Source organism: Aliivibrio sp. EL58 (genome assembly GCF_900312675.1).
GTDB lineage: Bacteria > Pseudomonadota > Gammaproteobacteria > Enterobacterales > Vibrionaceae > Aliivibrio.
In genome coordinates this window covers 913371-931517 of record NZ_OMPC01000001.1, presented here as the reverse complement: position 1 = coordinate 931517, position 18147 = coordinate 913371, and the positions used below count along the sequence as shown (strand labels likewise).

Here is an 18147-nt window from a genome sequence, read left to right as displayed (position 1 = left end):
TCTAATAAAAATCAAATAAAGGAACCTTCTCAAATGGAATACTCAACACTTGGTAGCAGCAATCTCTCTGTCTCTCGTATCTGCTTAGGTAGCATGACTTGGGGAAAGCAAAACAATCAAGAAGATGCCAATCAACAAATTGACTATGCACTTAGCCAAGGTATTAATTTCATTGATACGGCTGAGATGTATGCAGTGCCACCCTCGCCTGATACCTACGGTAAAACAGAAACCATTATTGGTAATTGGTTAGCTGCAAACCCTGAACGACGTAAAGAGATTATCTTAGCCTCTAAAATCGCAGGTCCGGGATTACCTTGGGTTCGTGAAGGTGCACCGATTACAGGTGAAGCCGTCATTGCTGCGGTAGATGCATCACTTGCTCGTCTACAAACGGATTATATTGATCTGTACCAATTGCACTGGCCAAACCGTACTTCTCCACATTTTGGTAAGCATTTTCCTAATCAGTTCAAGTTCAGTAATTTTGATGCGAAAAAAGAAGAAGCCGATATGCTTGAAATCTTACAAGCATTAAATGAATGTGTTAAAGCAGGTAAGATCCGCCATATCGGATTATCAGACGACACGCCTTGGGGCATCAACACTTACCTTAAACTGAGTGCTAAATACGATTTACCAAGAATGGTATCAATTCAAAATGAATTCAGTTTATTACACGCTAAAGACTGGCCTTATTTAATCGAAAACTGCATTCACGAAGAGGTGGCCTATTTGCCGTGGTCACCATTAGCGGGCGGAATGTTAAGTGGCAAATACTTAGATGGAAAAATGCCAGAAGGCAGCCGTTGGACGTTCTCACAACGTAATGGTATTTTCCGAGATACGCCAGCTGCAAATGAAGCGGTACGAGCGTATATGCAAGTGGCAGAAAAACACGGTTATACACCTTGTCAGCTTGCATTAGCATGGTGTGACCAAGTGGATGGAGTGACATCAACTATTATTGGCGCAACGTCTCTAGAGCAATTGAAAGAAGACATTGACGCTTTTTCAAAACCATTAAGTGACGAAGCTATTTCAGATATTAATCTAGTCTTTAAAAAGTACCCAATGCCGTTCTAAAAAAGAATCTAAATAACAAATAAAAATGGCGACCAGATTCATTTGGTCGCCATTTTTCTATCTCACTGAATCAATCCCAGTAACTATTGAGCTTGAGTTTACTTAGCTTCAAGTGTTAGTAATACGCTACTCGTGTCTTGCTCAATATCGAATCGGCTATCAAGTAAAAATACACGAGATGCATCAACTTTAACGATATCAACCAAATAGGCTTTTACTGCTTGAGCACGTTGTTGCGCCAGTTGACCTAATTCACCTTTTGCGATTTCTTGCTTATTAAGCACTAAATTATACAACGCAATATGCCAGCGCTGATCTAACTCTTCATCGGTTAGCTCTACACCCTTTTCATCTTGCTCATCTTCAATTTTATCTTCTACTTTACTCGCTTTTTCACCAAATTCGGCTTTATAAAGCTTTTGTAATCCATCAGATAATTTCCCAGAAGTTGGCATCGTACTCGCACTTAAATTCGCAGGAAATTCGGCAACGCTCATTTGCGCGCTCTCGGCAAGTTTCTCATTAAATTGCGCAAGAGCTAACGCTTTACTGTCTTCTGGTGCATTTACTGCTCCATCAACGGTTAGCTTTAATTTCGGGCGAGTTTCTAGTGCAGAACCCAGTGTTTTTAACTTCTCTTGCTCTTCCGTCGTTAACGTATTCGTACCAAAATCAAACGCGATCACATTTAATTCTTCATCTGAGTCCGCAAGGCCTGCAATAAACGAGAATGGCGCAGTTACTGCTTTAGTTATGATGTTTGAAATCGTACTCCAAATCACCGCACCAAGGCTGAATTCTGGATCGTTGACATCACCAGAGACTTCAACCCCTAAGTCAATTACTCCATTATTATCTTGCAGTAAAGCGATAGCCAACTCTAATGGCAGTGAGGTCGCGATATCACTATCACTGGCTTTACCTAGCTGTAGTTGGTCGATAATAACGTGATTTTCACCCTTTAATTGGTTATTTTCTAATTTATAGTTAAGCGCTAATGTTAATTGGCCTTTATCAATGTAATGGCCTGCGTACGTACCTGAGTAAGGGTTTACCGTTGTTAGCTCTACACTTTGGAATATGACATCAAGATCCAAGTAAGGCTGTTTAAGTAATGGGTTTATTTCGCCCTTCACTTTTACCGGTGCGTATTTTTCAATATTACCGCTGATATCAACCGTTGCTTTCGTTCCTGGAATACTCGATACATGACCGACATTGCCTTTTAATTGCTCAATACCTGAAGAGAAATTCGGCGTGAGTGAGTTATCAGCAAAGAACGCTGAACCATTATTAAACGCTATTTTTCGAACACTTAATGCAAACGGCTTCTCTTTCTTACTCTTCGCTTTTACAGATGCTGCCTTTTTCTTTTTCGTGCTTGGTTGAGCGACAATCAAGTCACCGATATTAGTTGTACGATCTTCATTGATCACCACTCGCGCATAAGGTTGGCTTAAACTTAGCGTATCGACTGCTAATTTGTTTTTTTGCAAATCAAAATCAAACTTATTGACCGCCAATGAACGCCATTTTACAAACGGTTTTCTTAACTTATTATCACGAATTGAAAGGTGGTTTACTTGAACGCCACCGCTCACCTCAACTTTACCTTTTGCATTTGCGTCTAACTTAGCTTGCGTACTCACTTCCCCTTTGGTTAGCGTCGCATTTACAGCGGTTGCTAAATAAGGCTGGAATTGCGCTAACTTCAGTGATTTCACATCAATATCAGCTAATACGGCTTGTTGTTTAGCATCGGCTTGGCCTTTAACGCTAATGTCACCTTTACCATTAACCGACGTGAAGAAATCAAAATCTATCGGTTTAGATAAATCACTTACAATCTGACTTGTCGTTAAGTTAATTGGGGAGATCTGCCATTGGTTGGCTTTTTTGGTAACGACTTTTTCTTCGACGTTTAACTGATAGTTTTTAATTTCTACACCATCAAGTGTCACTAACCATGAAGGTGCATCAACCGTTGATTTTGGCTCTTTTTCTATAGGTTCCGCTTTATTTTCTTTTGCTGCTTCTGTAATAAATTTAGGAGTGAATAATCTAACAAGATCGGCCCCTTTATCATCAACCTTTGCTGATACATTTAAACCATGAGAAGTAACAGAATCAATGTTAACGGTTTGCTTCTCTACATTCGTCGCAATACCATTGACTGAAAAATCAGGCAAAGAGACAATCGATTTGCCCTCAGCATTAAAATTCAAATCATTAACAGAGAACATGCCCTTATCAGTAGTAATACTAATCGTATCACCACTCTCGGTGTCACCGATGGTTTGAGCCAAATGATAGTTTGATGAAAAATTTACATTACCCGAGGTTAATTTGGCAATAATGTCTTTTTCAATAAAGCCCCATAAGCGTGGCAATTGAATGTGTTGAACCTTAATATCACCAAGCACTTCTAGCGGTTTTAATTGCACTTCGCCTTTAAGCTCTACCTTGCCAGAATCTGCATCGGTAATTTGCAAATGGTAGTTATTCTTTTTCTCTGCATCTGTGAATAAGCTTTGGGTAGAAAACGCACCTAACGTGACATTAATATCTGGATACGCTAATTCTGTTGCTGTCACACCATCAAAAAAGCGCACATTACCTTGAGTCAATGCAGTTTGTTTAATTAGAACAGGGAATAGCGGAGCATGTCGATCAGTAGTCTCATCAACGTTAGGTTCTGGAGCCTCACTTGTTACAGTATTACGAGCAACTGCATCTAAAATATCGCTAAAATTAAAAGCTAATGTGTCACTATTATTCAAACGTTCAATATTAATGTAAGGCTTATCTAATGAGATATATTCAACTGAAATTGCGGCATTGAAAATAGACTCCCAAAAGTTAACTTGAATACGGGCATCTTCAAAGCTAACAAAAGGCGCCGATTCTTCTAAAATAGCAAACTGATGAACGTCAAACTGAAGGGTAAATGGATTAATCGAAATATCCGTCAATGTCACTGGCCGCTCGATCAACTTAGACACTTGCTCTGGGATCTGCTGTTTAGCAATATAAGGAACGAGTAAACCAAGCAATGCTGCGTAAAAAAGGTAGCTACTTATCGCATAAGTACTCCAACGAATTCGACGCGGAAATGCACGAAACTTGGCTATTGCTATTTTGAATTTGTTCGACATTATGACTCTCTACTCCTACGTCTATATCGACAAGAATCGGATACTCATCTGGATAACCCTTAATACTAAAACTTATCCAGATAGGTATCTTTCCCTGATTTTATAAAAGCCATCAATGGCATAAATACAAGAATGATTACTTTTGTCTATAGACACTAAGTAAAACATCAAAATTCTATCCCTAGTGTTTGTTTATGTCCACCACTCTCCTCTTATCCTTTCTTAAAATTAGACAAAAGTAACTTTGAAGCAGTATCACCTTAATTAATGGGGTGATATTTACTCTACATCGCTAAATAAATACTGTCATAGTCCTGCTATACATTTATTATCAATACATAAAGTAATTCATCAGTACATGGTTAGGTACCCTAAAAATGAAAATCATTCCTATAATAAGCGCGGTTATTGTCACTGCTTTTTCCACTTCGCTTTGGGCTAACGTGACTCCACTTAGTTCATCTCAATGCCAAGCCATGATTGGTAAAAGTGTTATGTCTACTAAAGCACCAGTGCAATGTGACCGTTTGCGTAATGTGACCTTTCAGCATTACACCTTTAATGGAAAAACTGCGTCAGGTAAGCTGATTGTATTAGATGCTGTGGCGCCTCATGTTGAACGTATTTTTGCTGAGCTTTATCAACAAGGTTTCCCTATTGCCCAAGCAAAACCCATCGAGTATTACGCTGGCAACGATATTAAATCAATGGATGCCAATAACACCTCAGCATTTAACTACCGACCGATTGCGGGGAAATCATCGCTTTCTTTGCATGCTTATGGCGTTGCTATTGATATCAATCCCCTACAAAATCCGTTCGTTGAATTTACCTCTTGGGGAACCGCAACATTCAAACCGCTAAAAGGCCACGAATATTCAAATCGAATGTTACAACGTTTAGGTAAGGAAGATAGAAAAGGATTTGCAGAAGAGGTCATTAATCTTTTTGCTAAAAATGGATTCATCTATTGGGGTGGCTATTGGGACACACCAATTGATTTTCAGCATTTTCAAACCAGCCGAGATATGGCGTATTTGATGACAGCAATGCCAACCAAAGAGGCATCGAAATTTTTTACGAACTACGTTAATTGGGTTCAATCTTGCCAAAACAACTATGGCTCAGAAAATATGAATAGCTTTAAAGATTATAGTTCATATTTACAAACAGAATTAAAAACAATGACCTCTTTAAATCGCCTATATAAAGCAAACCCTAACGCGGTTATGCAAGCGATAAACAAGAAAGCACAAGTATCAGAATCTCGCTGCTTTAAATCCTGAAAAGCATAAACCCGTTGAACTCTCATTCAACGGGTTTATTTTTACTCAAAGCTTATCATTCTTATTTGTTTAAACGATTCGCCGTCCAAACATATAATAATTCAAGAGCTATCGTCGCGCCTGCTAATGCTGTGATATCACTTTGGTCATACGCAGGTGATACTTCTACCACATCCATACCTACCATGTTGATACCTTGCAAACCACGAATGATTTTTAAGATCTTATCTGAGTTCAAGCCACCACACACAGGGGTTCCTGTACCCGGAGCAAACGCAGGATCAAGACAATCAATATCAAACGTTAGGTAGACTGGTTTGTCGCCAACAATACCTTTTACTTGTTCGATAATTGCATCAACACTCATGTCATTCGCTTGCATCGCATTGATCACATTAAAGCCATGATCTTTTTGGTCATACTCAGTACGAATACCAATCTGAACAGAATGCTCTGGTGAAATTAACCCTTCGTTTGGTGCATGATAGAACATAGTGCCGTGATCGTAACGGCTACCATGACTATAAGTATCCGTGTGAGCATCAAAATGAATCAATGCCATTTCACCGTATTTTTTCGCATAAGAACGAAGTAATGGAAGCGTGATAAAGTGATCGCCGCCTAAACCTAACAGCGTTTTACCATTATCTAGAATCGCATCAGCCGCCGCTTCAAGACGTACAGTAAAGTCTTCAGCATCACCGGTATCAAACACTAAATCACCGGCATCAATGACTTTAGTATGATCAAATACATTGAAGTCCCATGGGAATTTTTTACCTTCCCACGATAAATTTACTGACGCACGACGGATCGCATCAGGGCCTAAACGCGCACCAGGACGACCAGAGGTAGCCATATCTAATGGCGCACCTAGAACAACGATATCTGCATCGTTATCAATTGGGTTTTGCACCAATGGACGACGCATAAATGTCATTGCATTTGAGTACAATGAATAATCTTTTTTGGTGAATAAATCGTTCATTAAAAATCTTCCAAATAGGTGTAACCCATCAAGCCCTGCTCTAACTCTTCAAGCACGCTTTGTTGTTCTTCTTTTGCTACTTTCGCTGTTACCATGTCTTTGTAGTTTTGACGGATCAAATCTACATCGATATGCACATAACGCATCATATCTTCAACGGTATCGCCTTCATTGATGTAATCAATATTCGCTTCACCATTTTCATCAACATTTACAACAACGCTGTGGGTATCACCAAATAGGTTATGCATATCACCCAAGATCTCTTGGTATGCACCCACTAAGAAGAAGCCCATCAAATAAGGCTCATCAGGGTTCCAAGCTGGTACTGGCAGTGTAGTTTCAATACCTTGGCCATCAACGTATTGGTCAATCGTACCGTCTGAGTCACACGTTATATCCAATACCACTGCGCGATGTTCATCCGCATTATCAAGACCACTTAATGGCATTACAGGGAATACCTGATCAATGCCCCATGCATCGGGTAATGATTGGAACAGAGAGAAGTTCACAAAGAATTTATCCGCTAAACGCTCACTCAATTCATCTAGAATTGGACGGTGGTAGCGGTTCTTGGTGCTCATTTTTACGCTTAATTCATAGTTAATGCGTAATGATATTTGCTCTGCCCATGCACGATGCTGAAGGTTAATCATGCCTGTTGCAAACTGATTATGCGCTTCTGCTACGTCACATTGAGTATCGTTATAAATCTCAATTAATGCGCGATCATCGCCGCCATTTTCTAACTGTTCTAGGTTACGCCACATATTGTGTAATAACAAAGGATCATCACCACAAGGCGCTTCTATTGCTTCTGGCGTGTAGCTTTCTGTACCAATAACGTTGGTAATTAACACGGCGTGATGCGCGGTTAACGAACGTCCAGATTCAGAAATAATCACTGGCATTGGTTGTGAGTAAAGCTGACAAATATCACCAATGGTCATCACGATATTACGCGCGTATTCCGCCAAACCGTAGTTCATTGAGTTAGATGATTGGCTACGTGTTCCATCATAATCAACTGCTAAACCACCACCTACATCGAGGTATTTAAGTTTTGCGCCAATATCACGTAATTCGCAATAGAATCGTGCCGCTTCACTTACGCCATTTCGTACATCACGAATGTTCGCCATTTGTGAGCCAAGATGAAAATGAACAAGCTCTAAAATATCTAACTGATCTTCTGCTTTTAGACGATTAATTACCGTCAATACTTGAGAGGCAGACAGGCCAAATTTCGATTTTTCACCACCACTTGCTTGCCATTTACCTGCACCTTGAGAGGCCAGACGAATACGCAAACCAAGGCGAGGTTTTACACCTAATGCCTTTGCTTCAGATAGAACTAAATCTAATTCTGATAATTTTTCTAGAACGATAAAAACACTGTGGCCAAGTTTCTCACCAATCAACGCTAAGCGAACGTATTCACGGTCTTTATAACCATTACATACAATCACTGAACTCGCTTTTTGAGCTAATGCTAATACGGCCAATAGCTCAGGCTTACTGCCCGCTTCTAAGCCTAATTGCTTTTGCTCTAATTGCGCCTGACTTGCAAGAATTTCATCAACCACTTCTTTTTGTTGGTTTACTTTAATAGGGTAAACAAGAAGATAATGGTTTTCATATTGGTATTCTTCAATCGCTTGGTTAAATGCGTTACAAATATTATGTACACGCTGATGTACGATTTGAGGAAAACGAACCAAAGCAGGCAATCCAATATTTCGCTGCTCTAATTGATTCACAATATGACTTAATGGGACTTGATGATCTGATTCACTACGTGGTGAAACATACACTTCACCATTATCATCAATACCGTAAAAACCTTGGCTCCAATGCTTTACATTATACTCAGCACGGATGCGTTCCAAATTAACCGAATGTTCCAAATCTAGAGACCTCACACAATAGGGCCATCAACAGAAAATACCTCGTTGGAATATCGAGGCATAACCCAACAAACATCGCAATCTAGCGAAGTGTTGACGGCATTAACTAACATTATTAAAAGGTAGTCCAATAATGAATATTTATCGTGATAATCAAAAAAACTTGTCGATAAATGTGATCTTTATAATGTTGTTTTATCTGCATCTCTTAGCCCTAATAAGCCCCTAAAATATAAGCAAACTGTAACCGTTTATATCTATCTCTTGTTTCTCTCTCATTACTCAGTAAAATCACTCTTAACATTTGCTGTAATTAATATGTTCCTATGCCAAAACTGAATCTGCACCGTCGTGACTATGTATCAATCTTAGGAGGCGATATCTCCGCAGATAAATTAGAGCAATCGCTCAACCCTCATTTTGAAAGACCAACCAATAGAATCACCCCTAGCCCTTATCTAACAGAAAAGAACCTTACTCGCCGTTGGGATAAGCTAGCAAAGCCTGAGCTGCAATCAGAATTACTCGATCCGCACACTCAAGCCCAAAGCCATGTGTACGAGAAGAATATCGAGCATTTTATTGGCACGGTGAAATTACCCGTTGGTCTTGCTGGCCCATTACGTGTGAATGGATTATTTGCCAATGATGATTACTTAGTACCTCTTGCAACCACAGAAGCGGCTTTAGTGGCCTCTTATAATCGCGGGGCACAACTGCTAACAGCAAGTGGTGGCGCAAGTGCCATGCTATTAAACGAAGGGGTTACTCGTACTCCTGCTTTTGCATTTTTTGGTTTAGCTGAAGCTGGACAATTTGTGGCATGGGCCGTTACCCAATACGACACCTTTAAACAATTAGCAGAAGCGACAACTTCACACGGTAAACTCAGCGACATTAATATAAGTATTGAAGGCAATCATGTTTATCTGGTCTTTGAGTTTTTAACTGGTGATGCTTCTGGACAAAATATGGTCACCATCGCTACCAATGCCGTGTTTAGTTACATCATGGAGCACTCTCCAATTACTCCAGAAAATGCCTATTTAGATGGCAACTTATCAGGAGATAAAAAAGCAAGCAGCCAAACTTTGCGCAGTGTTCGTGGTAAAAAAGTCACCGCTGAGGCGCATATTCCTGCCGAATTAGTTAAAAAGTATCTCCACACGACACCTGAAAAAATGATGCAATTTACTCAGATGAGTACGGTTGGCGCAACACTAAGTGGCACCATAGGTATTAATGCTCATTATGCTAATGCGCTTGCTGCCCTTTATATTGCGTGTGGTCAAGATGCTGCGTGTGTGGCCGAATCTGCTATTGGTATGACACGAATTGAAGTGGATAAAAATGGCGATTTATACGCAAGTGTAACCTTACCAAACTTAATGCTGGGTACGGTTGGCGGTGGAACTGGATTACCGAGTCAAAAAGCCTGTTTAGAATTGATGGGACTGCACGGTGCAGGAAAATCACAAGCGTTAGCTGAAGTATGTGCTGCCTTATGTTTAGCAGGAGAGTTATCTATTGTAGGTGCATTTTGTGCGGGGCATTTTTCACGAGCACACCATAAGTTAGCGCGCTAGTTAATAGACAGGGATATCCCTTAGATCCCAAGAATATCCGTTAACTAACGCGACATTTAATTATTGCTCAACAAAGATAAGTTCATTTGTTTTAAAACCGAGTGATTGAGCCGTTGATACAAAGTGCTCAATCACTTCTTGGTCAACTTCTTTTGTTCGAGATAGTAGCCATAAATAATCAAGATCAGGGCCTGATACAAATGCATATTGATAATTTTCTTTATCTAATTCAAACACCACGTATGAGCCGTAGAAAGGACCAAAGAACGAGACTTTAAGATAACCTTGATCTTCTGCATCAATGAACTTAGCTTTCCCTTCTGCTTCATTCCACTCTTTCTCTTCTTTTGAATAGCCTCGGTTAATGACCTTAACGCTTCCATCTTCATTAATGCTGTACTCGGCGCTGACTTTACTCAACCCTTCTTCAAAAGAATGATTTAACCGTGCCACTTCATACCATTTGCCTAAATAGCGATTTAATTCAAAGCCTGATACGGGTTCAACACCCTTTGGCATCCCTAAGCAGCCGCTTAATATCATTAATACTGTTCCTATGAAACCTATTTTAGTTATACGCTTTATCATCGTTAGCTCCCTTAACTTTATCTTTTTAATATTACGGCAGATTAGCGTAAAAAGATCACTTAGTTAATCAGTACATACATAAAAAGCGAGCTAACTTCACTTACTGAAATTAACTCGCCTTTTTTAACATTGTATTGATCTATATTGTAGAACTACAAAGCTTGTAAATAAGATTTAGCTGCACTTAAACGAACCGTCGCTCCACCAATAATATCCATAAAGCCTAAGATTGAATGTGGCTTCTCAGCACTGATCCATGCCGAACCTGTCGCTCCAATCGGTAGCATATCCATCGTATCTTGATCTATTTCAAGAATAACCGTTCGACCAACTGGCGCAGATCCTCGTTGAATATGACTCGATACTGACTGCTCTTGAGGTAATAAACTGCCTTGAGCTTCACCTGTTGCTTTTACTACGCTATGCACTTTTGATCTAAAAATCTCACCTGGGTAAGCACTAACAAAAAACTCACTAAATTGCCCCGGCTTAATATTTTTATACGATTGATCTGGTATACGCATTTCAACAAACTTTTTACTCGTATCCCACAAGTGAAGTGAACCAATACGAGAGCCATCAGCAATAAAAATATGTGTCACCATGCCATCAAAGGGTGCGGTAATAGTTAAGCGGTCCAATTCAAAATTTAGATTGGTTAACTGCGCTTTTAAGCCTAAATCTTTTGCTTCTAAAACATGAATTTCAGCGATTAGCATTTCAACTAAGTCCTGTGATTCCTCGGTATCACGTACTGACACATGTTCTTTCATACCTAAGTTTCTCAGGTGATTACGCTCTGCTTGTTGTAAAGCGACCTTTTTTGCTTCAATACTTTTTTCTACTTCCAATTGAGCTGACTCAACCTCGATTATCGCAGAAGTAATTTTGTCATCTTTTAGTAGATAAAGTACATCGCCTTTTTTAACATGTTGGTTATGTTCAATGTAGATCTCATCAATATGTTGGCCAACTGATGGAGACAGAACAGCATGAGGAGCTTTAACTGTCGTAGAATTAGTTAAATCCGCAGGCGAATAGAATCGATGTCCAAAAAATAGTGCTAGCGCTAAAATTACACCAACAAAAGTTGTAATAAAGTAATTCCCTGCGGTTCGCTTTAATACATTAAATTTAAACAATAACCACACGATTAAAATGTACGGCAACATTATCTCTTTCATGATTGCGCCCCTTTAAACCACGTTTGAACTTTATCCCAATCGGTTACTATAGCTAGTACAGCCAGTACCCATAATGGCTTCCAAACTAAGCCTAAAATACACATCCAAAAAATCAATTTGGCCTGTGCTAATCCCTTTTCTTTCGCCAAATGCTTTGGAATGGAATGAATGTGCCAAACCTTCGCCGCTACCCATGAAATAATGCCAACCGTAACTAAAATGATAAACCACATAAATACAATGGAATCGAGAAGTGCATAAACACTAGGGAGGTTTTCAAACTCTAAACTTGTAGGATGTATCTGCATTGGAACACCTATTGTCGTTATTCTATTTATCCTTAGATTTAAAAGCCCTCTTATTCCTTAAAATGGCACATCTAAACTATTTGTTGATAAAATAATCAAATTTAATCGTTTTACCAATGGCATACACGTATTTCTGATATAACAGATTTGATATTTCTAATGAATGACGTTAGTTTATAGTTAATCGATAGCTATCAATAAGGGCATAAAATGGATTTAGCCAAATTTGATCTTAATCTACTTAAAACTCTCTTAGTGCTACTGCAAGAAAAAAACACCAATAAAGCAGCAGAGCGACTTAACACTAGCCAGCCTGCGGTAAGTCGCACTCTAGCCAAGATCCGAGAAGAATTTGATGATCCTCTATTTATCCGGCAGTCTCGCGGATTGAAACTCACACCAAAAGCTGAAGAATTGGCGATCAGTTTACCTAAGATCTTCGAAGCGCTTGAAGGAACTCTAAAGAACGACAGCTTCTCGCCCAAGCAGCTAACAGGGAAAATTAAGATCGCAATGAATGGATTTGTAATTGAAACTCATGGATATCAGATCTGCCAAGCAATTAAAAAAGATGCGCCTAATATCAGCATTGAACTGCATAGTTTTACTCAAACCACTGCGGATGATTTAATTAACGGCGAGCTCGATTTTGCTCTTAACTATTATCCTATTGATGTCTCCAAAGAGTTACGACAAGTACCGGTCGGTTTATTTACTTATGCTGGTATCTGTAATATTAATCATCCGATGGCAAATAAGACTATCGACCTTCAAGAAATCTTTAATTATCCCCTTGCCGGATTAATCGTTCCTGAATTTAACTTTAAAACCATGTTAGCGCCTCAATATTCAGATAGAGATATTACTAATCAACCTGAATTCCGTTCTCAGCAAGTCAATCCCATTTTGAAAGCGCTTGAAAACTCAAACATGCTGTTTATTGCTCCACAGAGCTTAATGGATGTACTTGATCCTAAAAAATACGCTCTTATTGAAGTGGAAGACAAACTAAAGCGCCATGAGATGAAAATCGCATTAATTTACAATACTAAGTACATGAACTCAGAAAAATTTAACTGGCTAGAAAAGTTAGTAGACACCATCTTACCGCCTAAGATGACCAAGCATTAGAAAGAACGACATTTAAATTAGCCATAACAAATTTGTTATATTCAAGATAGACGTTATCAATTAGTCAAATCCGCGGTGATCGATAAAAATAGCACTCAGTTAACGAGTTTGAGCCAACGGGATATTCACTCGTAGCTCTGTATGAAAATACTATTTTTTACGAGGTCACTATGAAGAAAACACTTATCGCATTGAGCTTATTTACCGCTTTTAATGTCTCAGCATTTACATCAACCACTGCAACAAATAATGATGTAACTTCTGCTATAAAACCATCCGTTTTCCCAGCTATTGATTCATCAAACTGGAAAGTAAACCCTGAAGATTATGGAATGACAGTAGAAGAGTATTTTCTTGCTGAAAGTCATGCCTTTATGAATGAGTTTGCAATCAACCGTGAATTAGGCGTAAACAATTTCTTTCATTTCACTAAGCTAGCCAAAGCAGAAGATAAGTGGGTTGTATCACCATCATTAGATCACCTTTACTCCATCGCAATTGTTGATGCATCAAAAGGTTTTAGTATTACGGTTCCAGAAAATATCGACAAACGGTTTGTATCGCTACACATTCAAGATGAAAACCATACCTTTGTTGATTATGAAGTGGGTGCGGGTACTTTTACTTATGATGCTAAAGATGTGGATACTAAATACGTCGTTGTTGGTATTCGTATGGCTTCAGATGGAACAGAACAAAACCTTGATTACATCGCCAATACTTTACAGCCACAATATCAAATCAATGCAGGTTCAGCCGATTCTAATATCCCTAGCGTAGATCTAGCTAAAATGATGAAAGTACGTACTGCATTAATTACAGAGTATGACAAACTGCCAAATACGTATGAAACGGTTACTTACGATATCAATGATGTTTCTAATTGGGAAAAAACCACCTATAGCATTGCGGGAGCGTGGGGATTATCACCAGAAGATACCGCAATGTATCCTGCTTATGCATTAAAAGGAGTGGAAGGTGGTTCTTGTTACCAAGCCAACTACCCTGCGCCACCGACAAGATTAGAAGATGGAGGATATTTTTCTATTACTGTTTATGGTGAAGACAAATACTTAATGTCTGATGAGTACAATATCGTTTCATCAAACCACGCCTCGACTAAATACAACTCGGATGGATCGTTTGACGTTATCTTTGGTTCTATGGAATGTAAAACCGTAGCAGATATAACAGGAAGCAATTTTGCTTATACGCCAGATGATAACTGGGGTTTCTTAATGCGCGTATATTTACCAAAAGTTGATGAAATGAAACAATATAAAATGCCTGAAATAACACCGATAAAATAGTTCGGTATTCCTTATTAAGGGTAAATAACTAAGTAAGACATAGTAAATTAATCGGCCTTAATTGTTGTTGAGGTCGATTTTATATATCCATAACGTAATTAATATCGCAAGTGACCGCTTCACACTTTTCTATTACTTTTAGATATATTCATTATTCCTAATCGTAATCCATTTTTCTTTATCATGAAGTGAAAACTCGCGTTTTTAAGCGTAAGTATTTTTATACTCTAAACTCCATAATAAGAGCACTTTATGAAACCTATTTTTAATTACTCTTTAACTGCTTCTGCTATCCTTCTTAGCTTTAATGCCTTTTCTAGCGGACTCTTTCTTCAAGAAGCCATTGTTGCAAACGCCGGTACCACTGGAGCAGGTGACGGTGTGTACACTAAATCTGCTGCTGCCATGTGGACAAACCCTGCAACAATGTCGTCAATGGGTGAAAGAAAAACCACCATTAATGCACTCGCGTTTGATCTGGAAATGAAATTCGATGATAAAAATGGCTCAGAAAACGGTAAAGCACATTCAGTTTTACCTTCTGCAGGTGCATTCCATGTAGAACAGATAACAGACAAACTTCATTTTGGATTAGCCCTTGGCGCTGTTGGTGGCTCAAGTCTAGACTATGGCAGTGAATGGGCCGGAAACCATTTATTAGAAGATATCACTCTTACGGCCATGCAACTAAACCCTGCCCTTAGTTATAAAGTGAATGACAAATTATCACTTGGAGCTGGGTTACAGTTAAGCTGGGCTTCTTTTGAACAATCAATGGGATCTATCACCGCAGAACAAGATTCTGATTGGGCGTATGGTTATAACCTTGGAGCTATGTATCAAGCATCAGAAAAGCTCTCTCTTGGTTTAAGTTATCGCTCAAAGCTAGAGCACGAATTTAATAATGATTTGGCCAGAAATCAGACATTATCTAGCGGAATGATCATGCCTGAGATTGTCGATATGAGCTCAAGCTACGCATTAAGTAAGGACCTAAACCTACTTGCAAGCATACAATTCCATCGTTGGAGTCACTGGGATTCTACCGCTTTGAATTTAAATTACGGTAATGGAATAGAGATCCAGCGAGATTGGGATGATGTATGGAAGTTTGCTATAGGTACTGATTATCGCTTAAATGCAGATTGGCGCTTAAAAGCGGGCTTCTCATATGAAACATCACCACAAGATGACCCTTCGATGCAATGGGTTGATTTACCCGTTGGTGAACAATACCGCTATTCAGTTGGTGCATCTACCTCATGGGATGACATCACGATGGACATGTTTTACGAATACGCAGATCTTGGCTCTGTTGATATGAACCGCCCTAATGTCAACGTAAATGGGACTTTCGACGGACGTATTCATTTTGTCGGAGTGAATTTTACATTCTAATCAATCATAAACATCTAACCTCATTTAAGCAGCATACCCTCTATGCTGCTTGTTATCCTCATCACTAATCCATAACAAATAAGTTATGTCTCTAATGAAAACAGCTATAGTTCATGTAAGGAATAAAAATAAAGAGAGCATAATGACCACTAAAAAATTAGCACAATTAGATCTCAATTTACTTAAAGTTCTAAAAGTATTGATCGAAGAAAAAAACGTTACAAAAGCAGCGGACCGATTACATCTAGCTCAACCATCTGTCAGCCGGCAATTAAGGAAATTACGCGATAATTTAGATGATGCTCTGTTTATTTCCTCTCCCAAAGGACTCATTCTTACGCCGCGATGTGAACAAATTGCGCAAGTATTACCTGATTTACTCGATGCAATTTATCAAACGCTATCACCCGAGCAAGAATTTGATCCCGCAAAAAAAGAAGGCCATATATCACTCGCTATTAATCCAATTCTAGGTCAAACATTACCGGCAGAAATTTATTTATTACTGGCTAAACACTCACCTAAAGTCACTTTTTCTTGTCACTTATGGAATAAATACACCTTAGAGAATATTGAAACAGATCAAATCTATATGGGGATTCACTACGATATAGACGTGCCAAATAAATTGGTCGTTGCTTCATGTTTACTAAAAGATCGTTTTAAAGCTTATGTTAGTGATAAACACCCTCTAAACAAGCAATCCAAGATCACGATTAATGACTTATCACACTACCCAATCACAACAGCCATTTTACCCAACTGGAATGATAGGAAAGGATTACTCGAAAGATTATTTGAACTTGAAGGACGAACATTTACAAAAGGGTTTAGCTCAGAAGTCATTTCAAATATCTCAAAAGTCGTTTCAGAAACAGATTCTATCTTCCCTGTTTCTGAATTATATATAGAACCTCATCAAAACTTGACCCCTATATACCATGATCGACTACCAAAAATAGAGCCAAGAAACATTCTTTTATATAGTAATTATAAATACCGTAATGACCCTTACTTTCAATGGCTACAAGAGCAAATTACGACATTAATCCAACAGATCATTAATCATGAGTAACGCAAAATACAGGCACCATCTCGTCCGTTATGCTTTACCGTATACAAATTTTCGTCAGCCTTTTTGATAAATGCTTTTTTATCCGTAATTTTATTAGAGGCGACGGCACCACCAATACTGACAGTGACATGCTCCATAAATGGGTGCTGTAGATTTAATCTTCGAATATATTGATTAATATGATTGGCAAGCCCCAAGGCACCAGCAATGTCTGTATTAGGCAATAAAACAATAAACTCTTCGCCACCATAACGAGCAACTACATCGTCTTTTCGTGTTACACATTGATTAAGAGCTGTTGCGATTTGACGAATACATTGATCTCCACGGTCATGACCAAAACTATCATTAACCGCTTTAAAATGGTCTATATCAACCAATAGCACCGCTAATGAACGGCAACTTCTATTCATACCAAGAAGTTCATCATTGTAGGCTTTTTCAAAAAAACGACGGTTATATAGTGCCGTTAACTCATCCACATTCGATTTACGTTCTAAAATCATATTATGAGATTCAATCAACATTCTTTGTAGTGTAATTTGACTCAATTGCCGAGCTTGCCTTCTCTTATATACAAATTGATTTCTCTCTTTCTTATAATGGTCTAACCCTAGGTAAAGTAACCAAATAAATAACATAACCAAGAAAAAATAAAACTGAATGCCTAAGGTTTCTGTATCATGAAACTCTACAATGGTTAAAAAGCCAAAGAGAACATAGCTACCAAAAAGAAAGATCAACGATATCGTTTTAAGAATAAATATTTTCGCCATTAATGTAATAGCGATGATACTAATAGGAGAAAAGGTTAATGCGTCGGTTAATATGACGGTATGTATAGCTGCAAGACTGGCATTCAACGAGAAAATACCACCTATATTCAAAGGATTACTTGGTAAAGAAAACCTAAAAACCAAACCAACGCATAGACATATAATTGGTATCCCCATTAATAACGTATTATATAATACAAACAATTCATGTTCAGAATCGATAATTGCACTACGTGAGATCCACAAATCTAAGGTTAATCCTAAAAATACAGAAATAAATAAAATCACTAATGAAATAGTAAAAATACGTTGATGGTTATGCACATTAACATAATCCGAAAATTGTTTAGTATAATGGCTCTGCAT

Annotated in this window: 14 protein-coding genes; 7 read left to right on the top strand and 7 right to left on the bottom strand. The window is 38.5% G+C overall.

Annotated elements, in window-relative coordinates; translation table 11 throughout:
* Window positions 1-33: 33 nt before the first annotated feature.
* Complete coding sequence (locus ED622_RS04025; RefSeq protein ID WP_122032648.1) at window positions 34-1086, top strand: aldo/keto reductase; 1053 nt, start codon at window positions 34-36, stop codon at window positions 1084-1086.
* Between the two features lie 98 nt (window positions 1087-1184).
* Here the strand turns inward: ED622_RS04025 and ED622_RS04020 are convergent, their stop codons facing one another.
* Window positions 1185-4241, bottom strand: coding sequence for a DUF748 domain-containing protein (locus ED622_RS04020; protein WP_122032647.1), 3057 nt, complete (start codon window positions 4239-4241; stop codon window positions 1185-1187).
* A 377-nt stretch (window positions 4242-4618) separates the two neighbouring features.
* Between ED622_RS04020 and ED622_RS04015 the strand changes: the two genes are divergently transcribed.
* The gene (locus tag ED622_RS04015; protein WP_122032646.1) at window positions 4619-5527 is read left to right on the top strand and encodes a M15 family metallopeptidase; all 909 of its coding nucleotides are present in this window, start codon (window positions 4619-4621) and stop codon (window positions 5525-5527) included.
* A 61-nt stretch (window positions 5528-5588) separates the two neighbouring features.
* On the opposite strand, the gene speB is transcribed toward ED622_RS04015, so the two are convergent.
* Both speB and speA read right to left on the bottom strand, forming a co-directional pair.
* Window positions 5589-6515: an agmatinase gene (gene speB, locus ED622_RS04010; RefSeq protein ID WP_122032645.1), complete on the bottom strand. Its 927-nt coding sequence runs from the start codon at window positions 6513-6515 to the stop codon at window positions 5589-5591.
* The gene (gene speA, locus ED622_RS04005; protein WP_371413427.1) at window positions 6515-8407 is read right to left on the bottom strand and encodes an arginine decarboxylase; all 1893 of its coding nucleotides are present in this window, start codon (window positions 8405-8407) and stop codon (window positions 6515-6517) included. Before speA ends, speB begins: the two co-directional genes overlap by 1 nt.
* A 344-nt stretch (window positions 8408-8751) precedes the next feature.
* Here speA and ED622_RS04000 point away from each other — a divergent pair, with 344 nt between their 5' ends.
* A complete protein-coding gene (locus ED622_RS04000) occupies window positions 8752-10011 on the top strand; it encodes a hydroxymethylglutaryl-CoA reductase (RefSeq protein ID WP_122032643.1) in 1260 nt (419 codons plus the stop codon).
* Between the two features lie 60 nt (window positions 10012-10071).
* On the opposite strand, the gene ED622_RS03995 is transcribed toward ED622_RS04000, so the two are convergent.
* The 3 genes from ED622_RS03995 to ED622_RS03985 all read right to left on the bottom strand — a co-directional run bounded on the left by ED622_RS03995 (window position 10072) and on the right by ED622_RS03985 (window position 12091).
* Window positions 10072-10599, bottom strand: coding sequence for a lipocalin family protein (locus ED622_RS03995; protein WP_122032642.1), 528 nt, complete (start codon window positions 10597-10599; stop codon window positions 10072-10074).
* A gap of 152 nt (window positions 10600-10751) precedes the next feature.
* Window positions 10752-11783, bottom strand: coding sequence for an HlyD family secretion protein (locus ED622_RS03990; protein WP_122032641.1), 1032 nt, complete (start codon window positions 11781-11783; stop codon window positions 10752-10754).
* Entirely contained in the window at window positions 11780-12091 is a 312-nt protein-coding gene (locus ED622_RS03985; RefSeq protein ID WP_122032640.1) for an Mg2+ and Co2+ transporter, read from the bottom strand. Before ED622_RS03985 ends, ED622_RS03990 begins: the two co-directional genes overlap by 4 nt.
* A 210-nt stretch (window positions 12092-12301) precedes the next feature.
* Here ED622_RS03985 and ED622_RS03980 point away from each other — a divergent pair, with 210 nt between their 5' ends.
* From ED622_RS03980 to ED622_RS03965, 4 genes are all read left to right on the top strand, one after another.
* Window positions 12302-13222 carry a LysR family transcriptional regulator gene (locus ED622_RS03980; RefSeq protein WP_122032639.1) on the top strand — a complete coding sequence of 307 codons (921 nt, stop codon included), beginning with the start codon at window positions 12302-12304 and terminating at the stop codon, window positions 13220-13222.
* Window positions 13223-13392: 170 nt separating this feature from the next.
* On the top strand, window positions 13393-14532 hold the full coding sequence (locus tag ED622_RS03975; RefSeq protein WP_122032638.1) for a DUF1214 domain-containing protein: 1140 nt from the start codon (window positions 13393-13395) through the stop codon (window positions 14530-14532).
* A 252-nt stretch (window positions 14533-14784) separates the two neighbouring features.
* Window positions 14785-15930, top strand: coding sequence for an OmpP1/FadL family transporter (locus tag ED622_RS03970; RefSeq protein WP_122032637.1), 1146 nt, complete (start codon window positions 14785-14787; stop codon window positions 15928-15930).
* Window positions 15931-16072: 142 nt separating this feature from the next.
* Window positions 16073-17005, top strand: a complete 933-nt coding sequence (locus tag ED622_RS03965; RefSeq protein ID WP_122032636.1) for a LysR family transcriptional regulator — start codon at window positions 16073-16075, stop codon at window positions 17003-17005.
* Here the strand turns inward: ED622_RS03965 and ED622_RS03960 are convergent.
* Entirely contained in the window at window positions 16996-18147 is a 1152-nt protein-coding gene (locus tag ED622_RS03960; RefSeq protein WP_162922444.1) for a GGDEF domain-containing protein, read from the bottom strand. The genes ED622_RS03965 and ED622_RS03960 overlap by 10 nt on opposite strands.

Bases quoted from the DNA above. Each gene is read 5' to 3' on its own strand.
- ED622_RS04025 (WP_122032648.1), top strand. From the start codon at position 34: ATGGAATACTCAACACTTGGTAGCAGCAATCTCTCTGTCTCTCGTATC.
- ED622_RS04020 (WP_122032647.1), bottom strand. From the start codon at position 4,241: ATGTCGAACAAATTCAAAATAGCAATAGCCAAGTTTCGTGCATTTCCG.
- ED622_RS04015 (WP_122032646.1), top strand. From the start codon at position 4,619: ATGAAAATCATTCCTATAATAAGCGCGGTTATTGTCACTGCTTTTTCC.
- speB (WP_122032645.1), bottom strand. From the start codon at position 6,515: ATGAACGATTTATTCACCAAAAAAGATTATTCATTGTACTCAAATGCA.
- ED622_RS04000 (WP_122032643.1), top strand. From the start codon at position 8,752: ATGCCAAAACTGAATCTGCACCGTCGTGACTATGTATCAATCTTAGGA.
- ED622_RS03995 (WP_122032642.1), bottom strand. From the start codon at position 10,599: ATGATAAAGCGTATAACTAAAATAGGTTTCATAGGAACAGTATTAATG.
- ED622_RS03990 (WP_122032641.1), bottom strand. From the start codon at position 11,783: ATGAAAGAGATAATGTTGCCGTACATTTTAATCGTGTGGTTATTGTTT.
- ED622_RS03985 (WP_122032640.1), bottom strand. From the start codon at position 12,091: ATGCAGATACATCCTACAAGTTTAGAGTTTGAAAACCTCCCTAGTGTT.
- ED622_RS03980 (WP_122032639.1), top strand. From the start codon at position 12,302: ATGGATTTAGCCAAATTTGATCTTAATCTACTTAAAACTCTCTTAGTG.
- ED622_RS03975 (WP_122032638.1), top strand. From the start codon at position 13,393: ATGAAGAAAACACTTATCGCATTGAGCTTATTTACCGCTTTTAATGTC.
- ED622_RS03970 (WP_122032637.1), top strand. From the start codon at position 14,785: ATGAAACCTATTTTTAATTACTCTTTAACTGCTTCTGCTATCCTTCTT.
- ED622_RS03965 (WP_122032636.1), top strand. From the start codon at position 16,073: ATGACCACTAAAAAATTAGCACAATTAGATCTCAATTTACTTAAAGTT.
- ED622_RS03960 (WP_162922444.1), bottom strand. From the start codon at position 18,147: ATGCAGAGCCATTATACTAAACAATTTTCGGATTATGTTAATGTGCAT.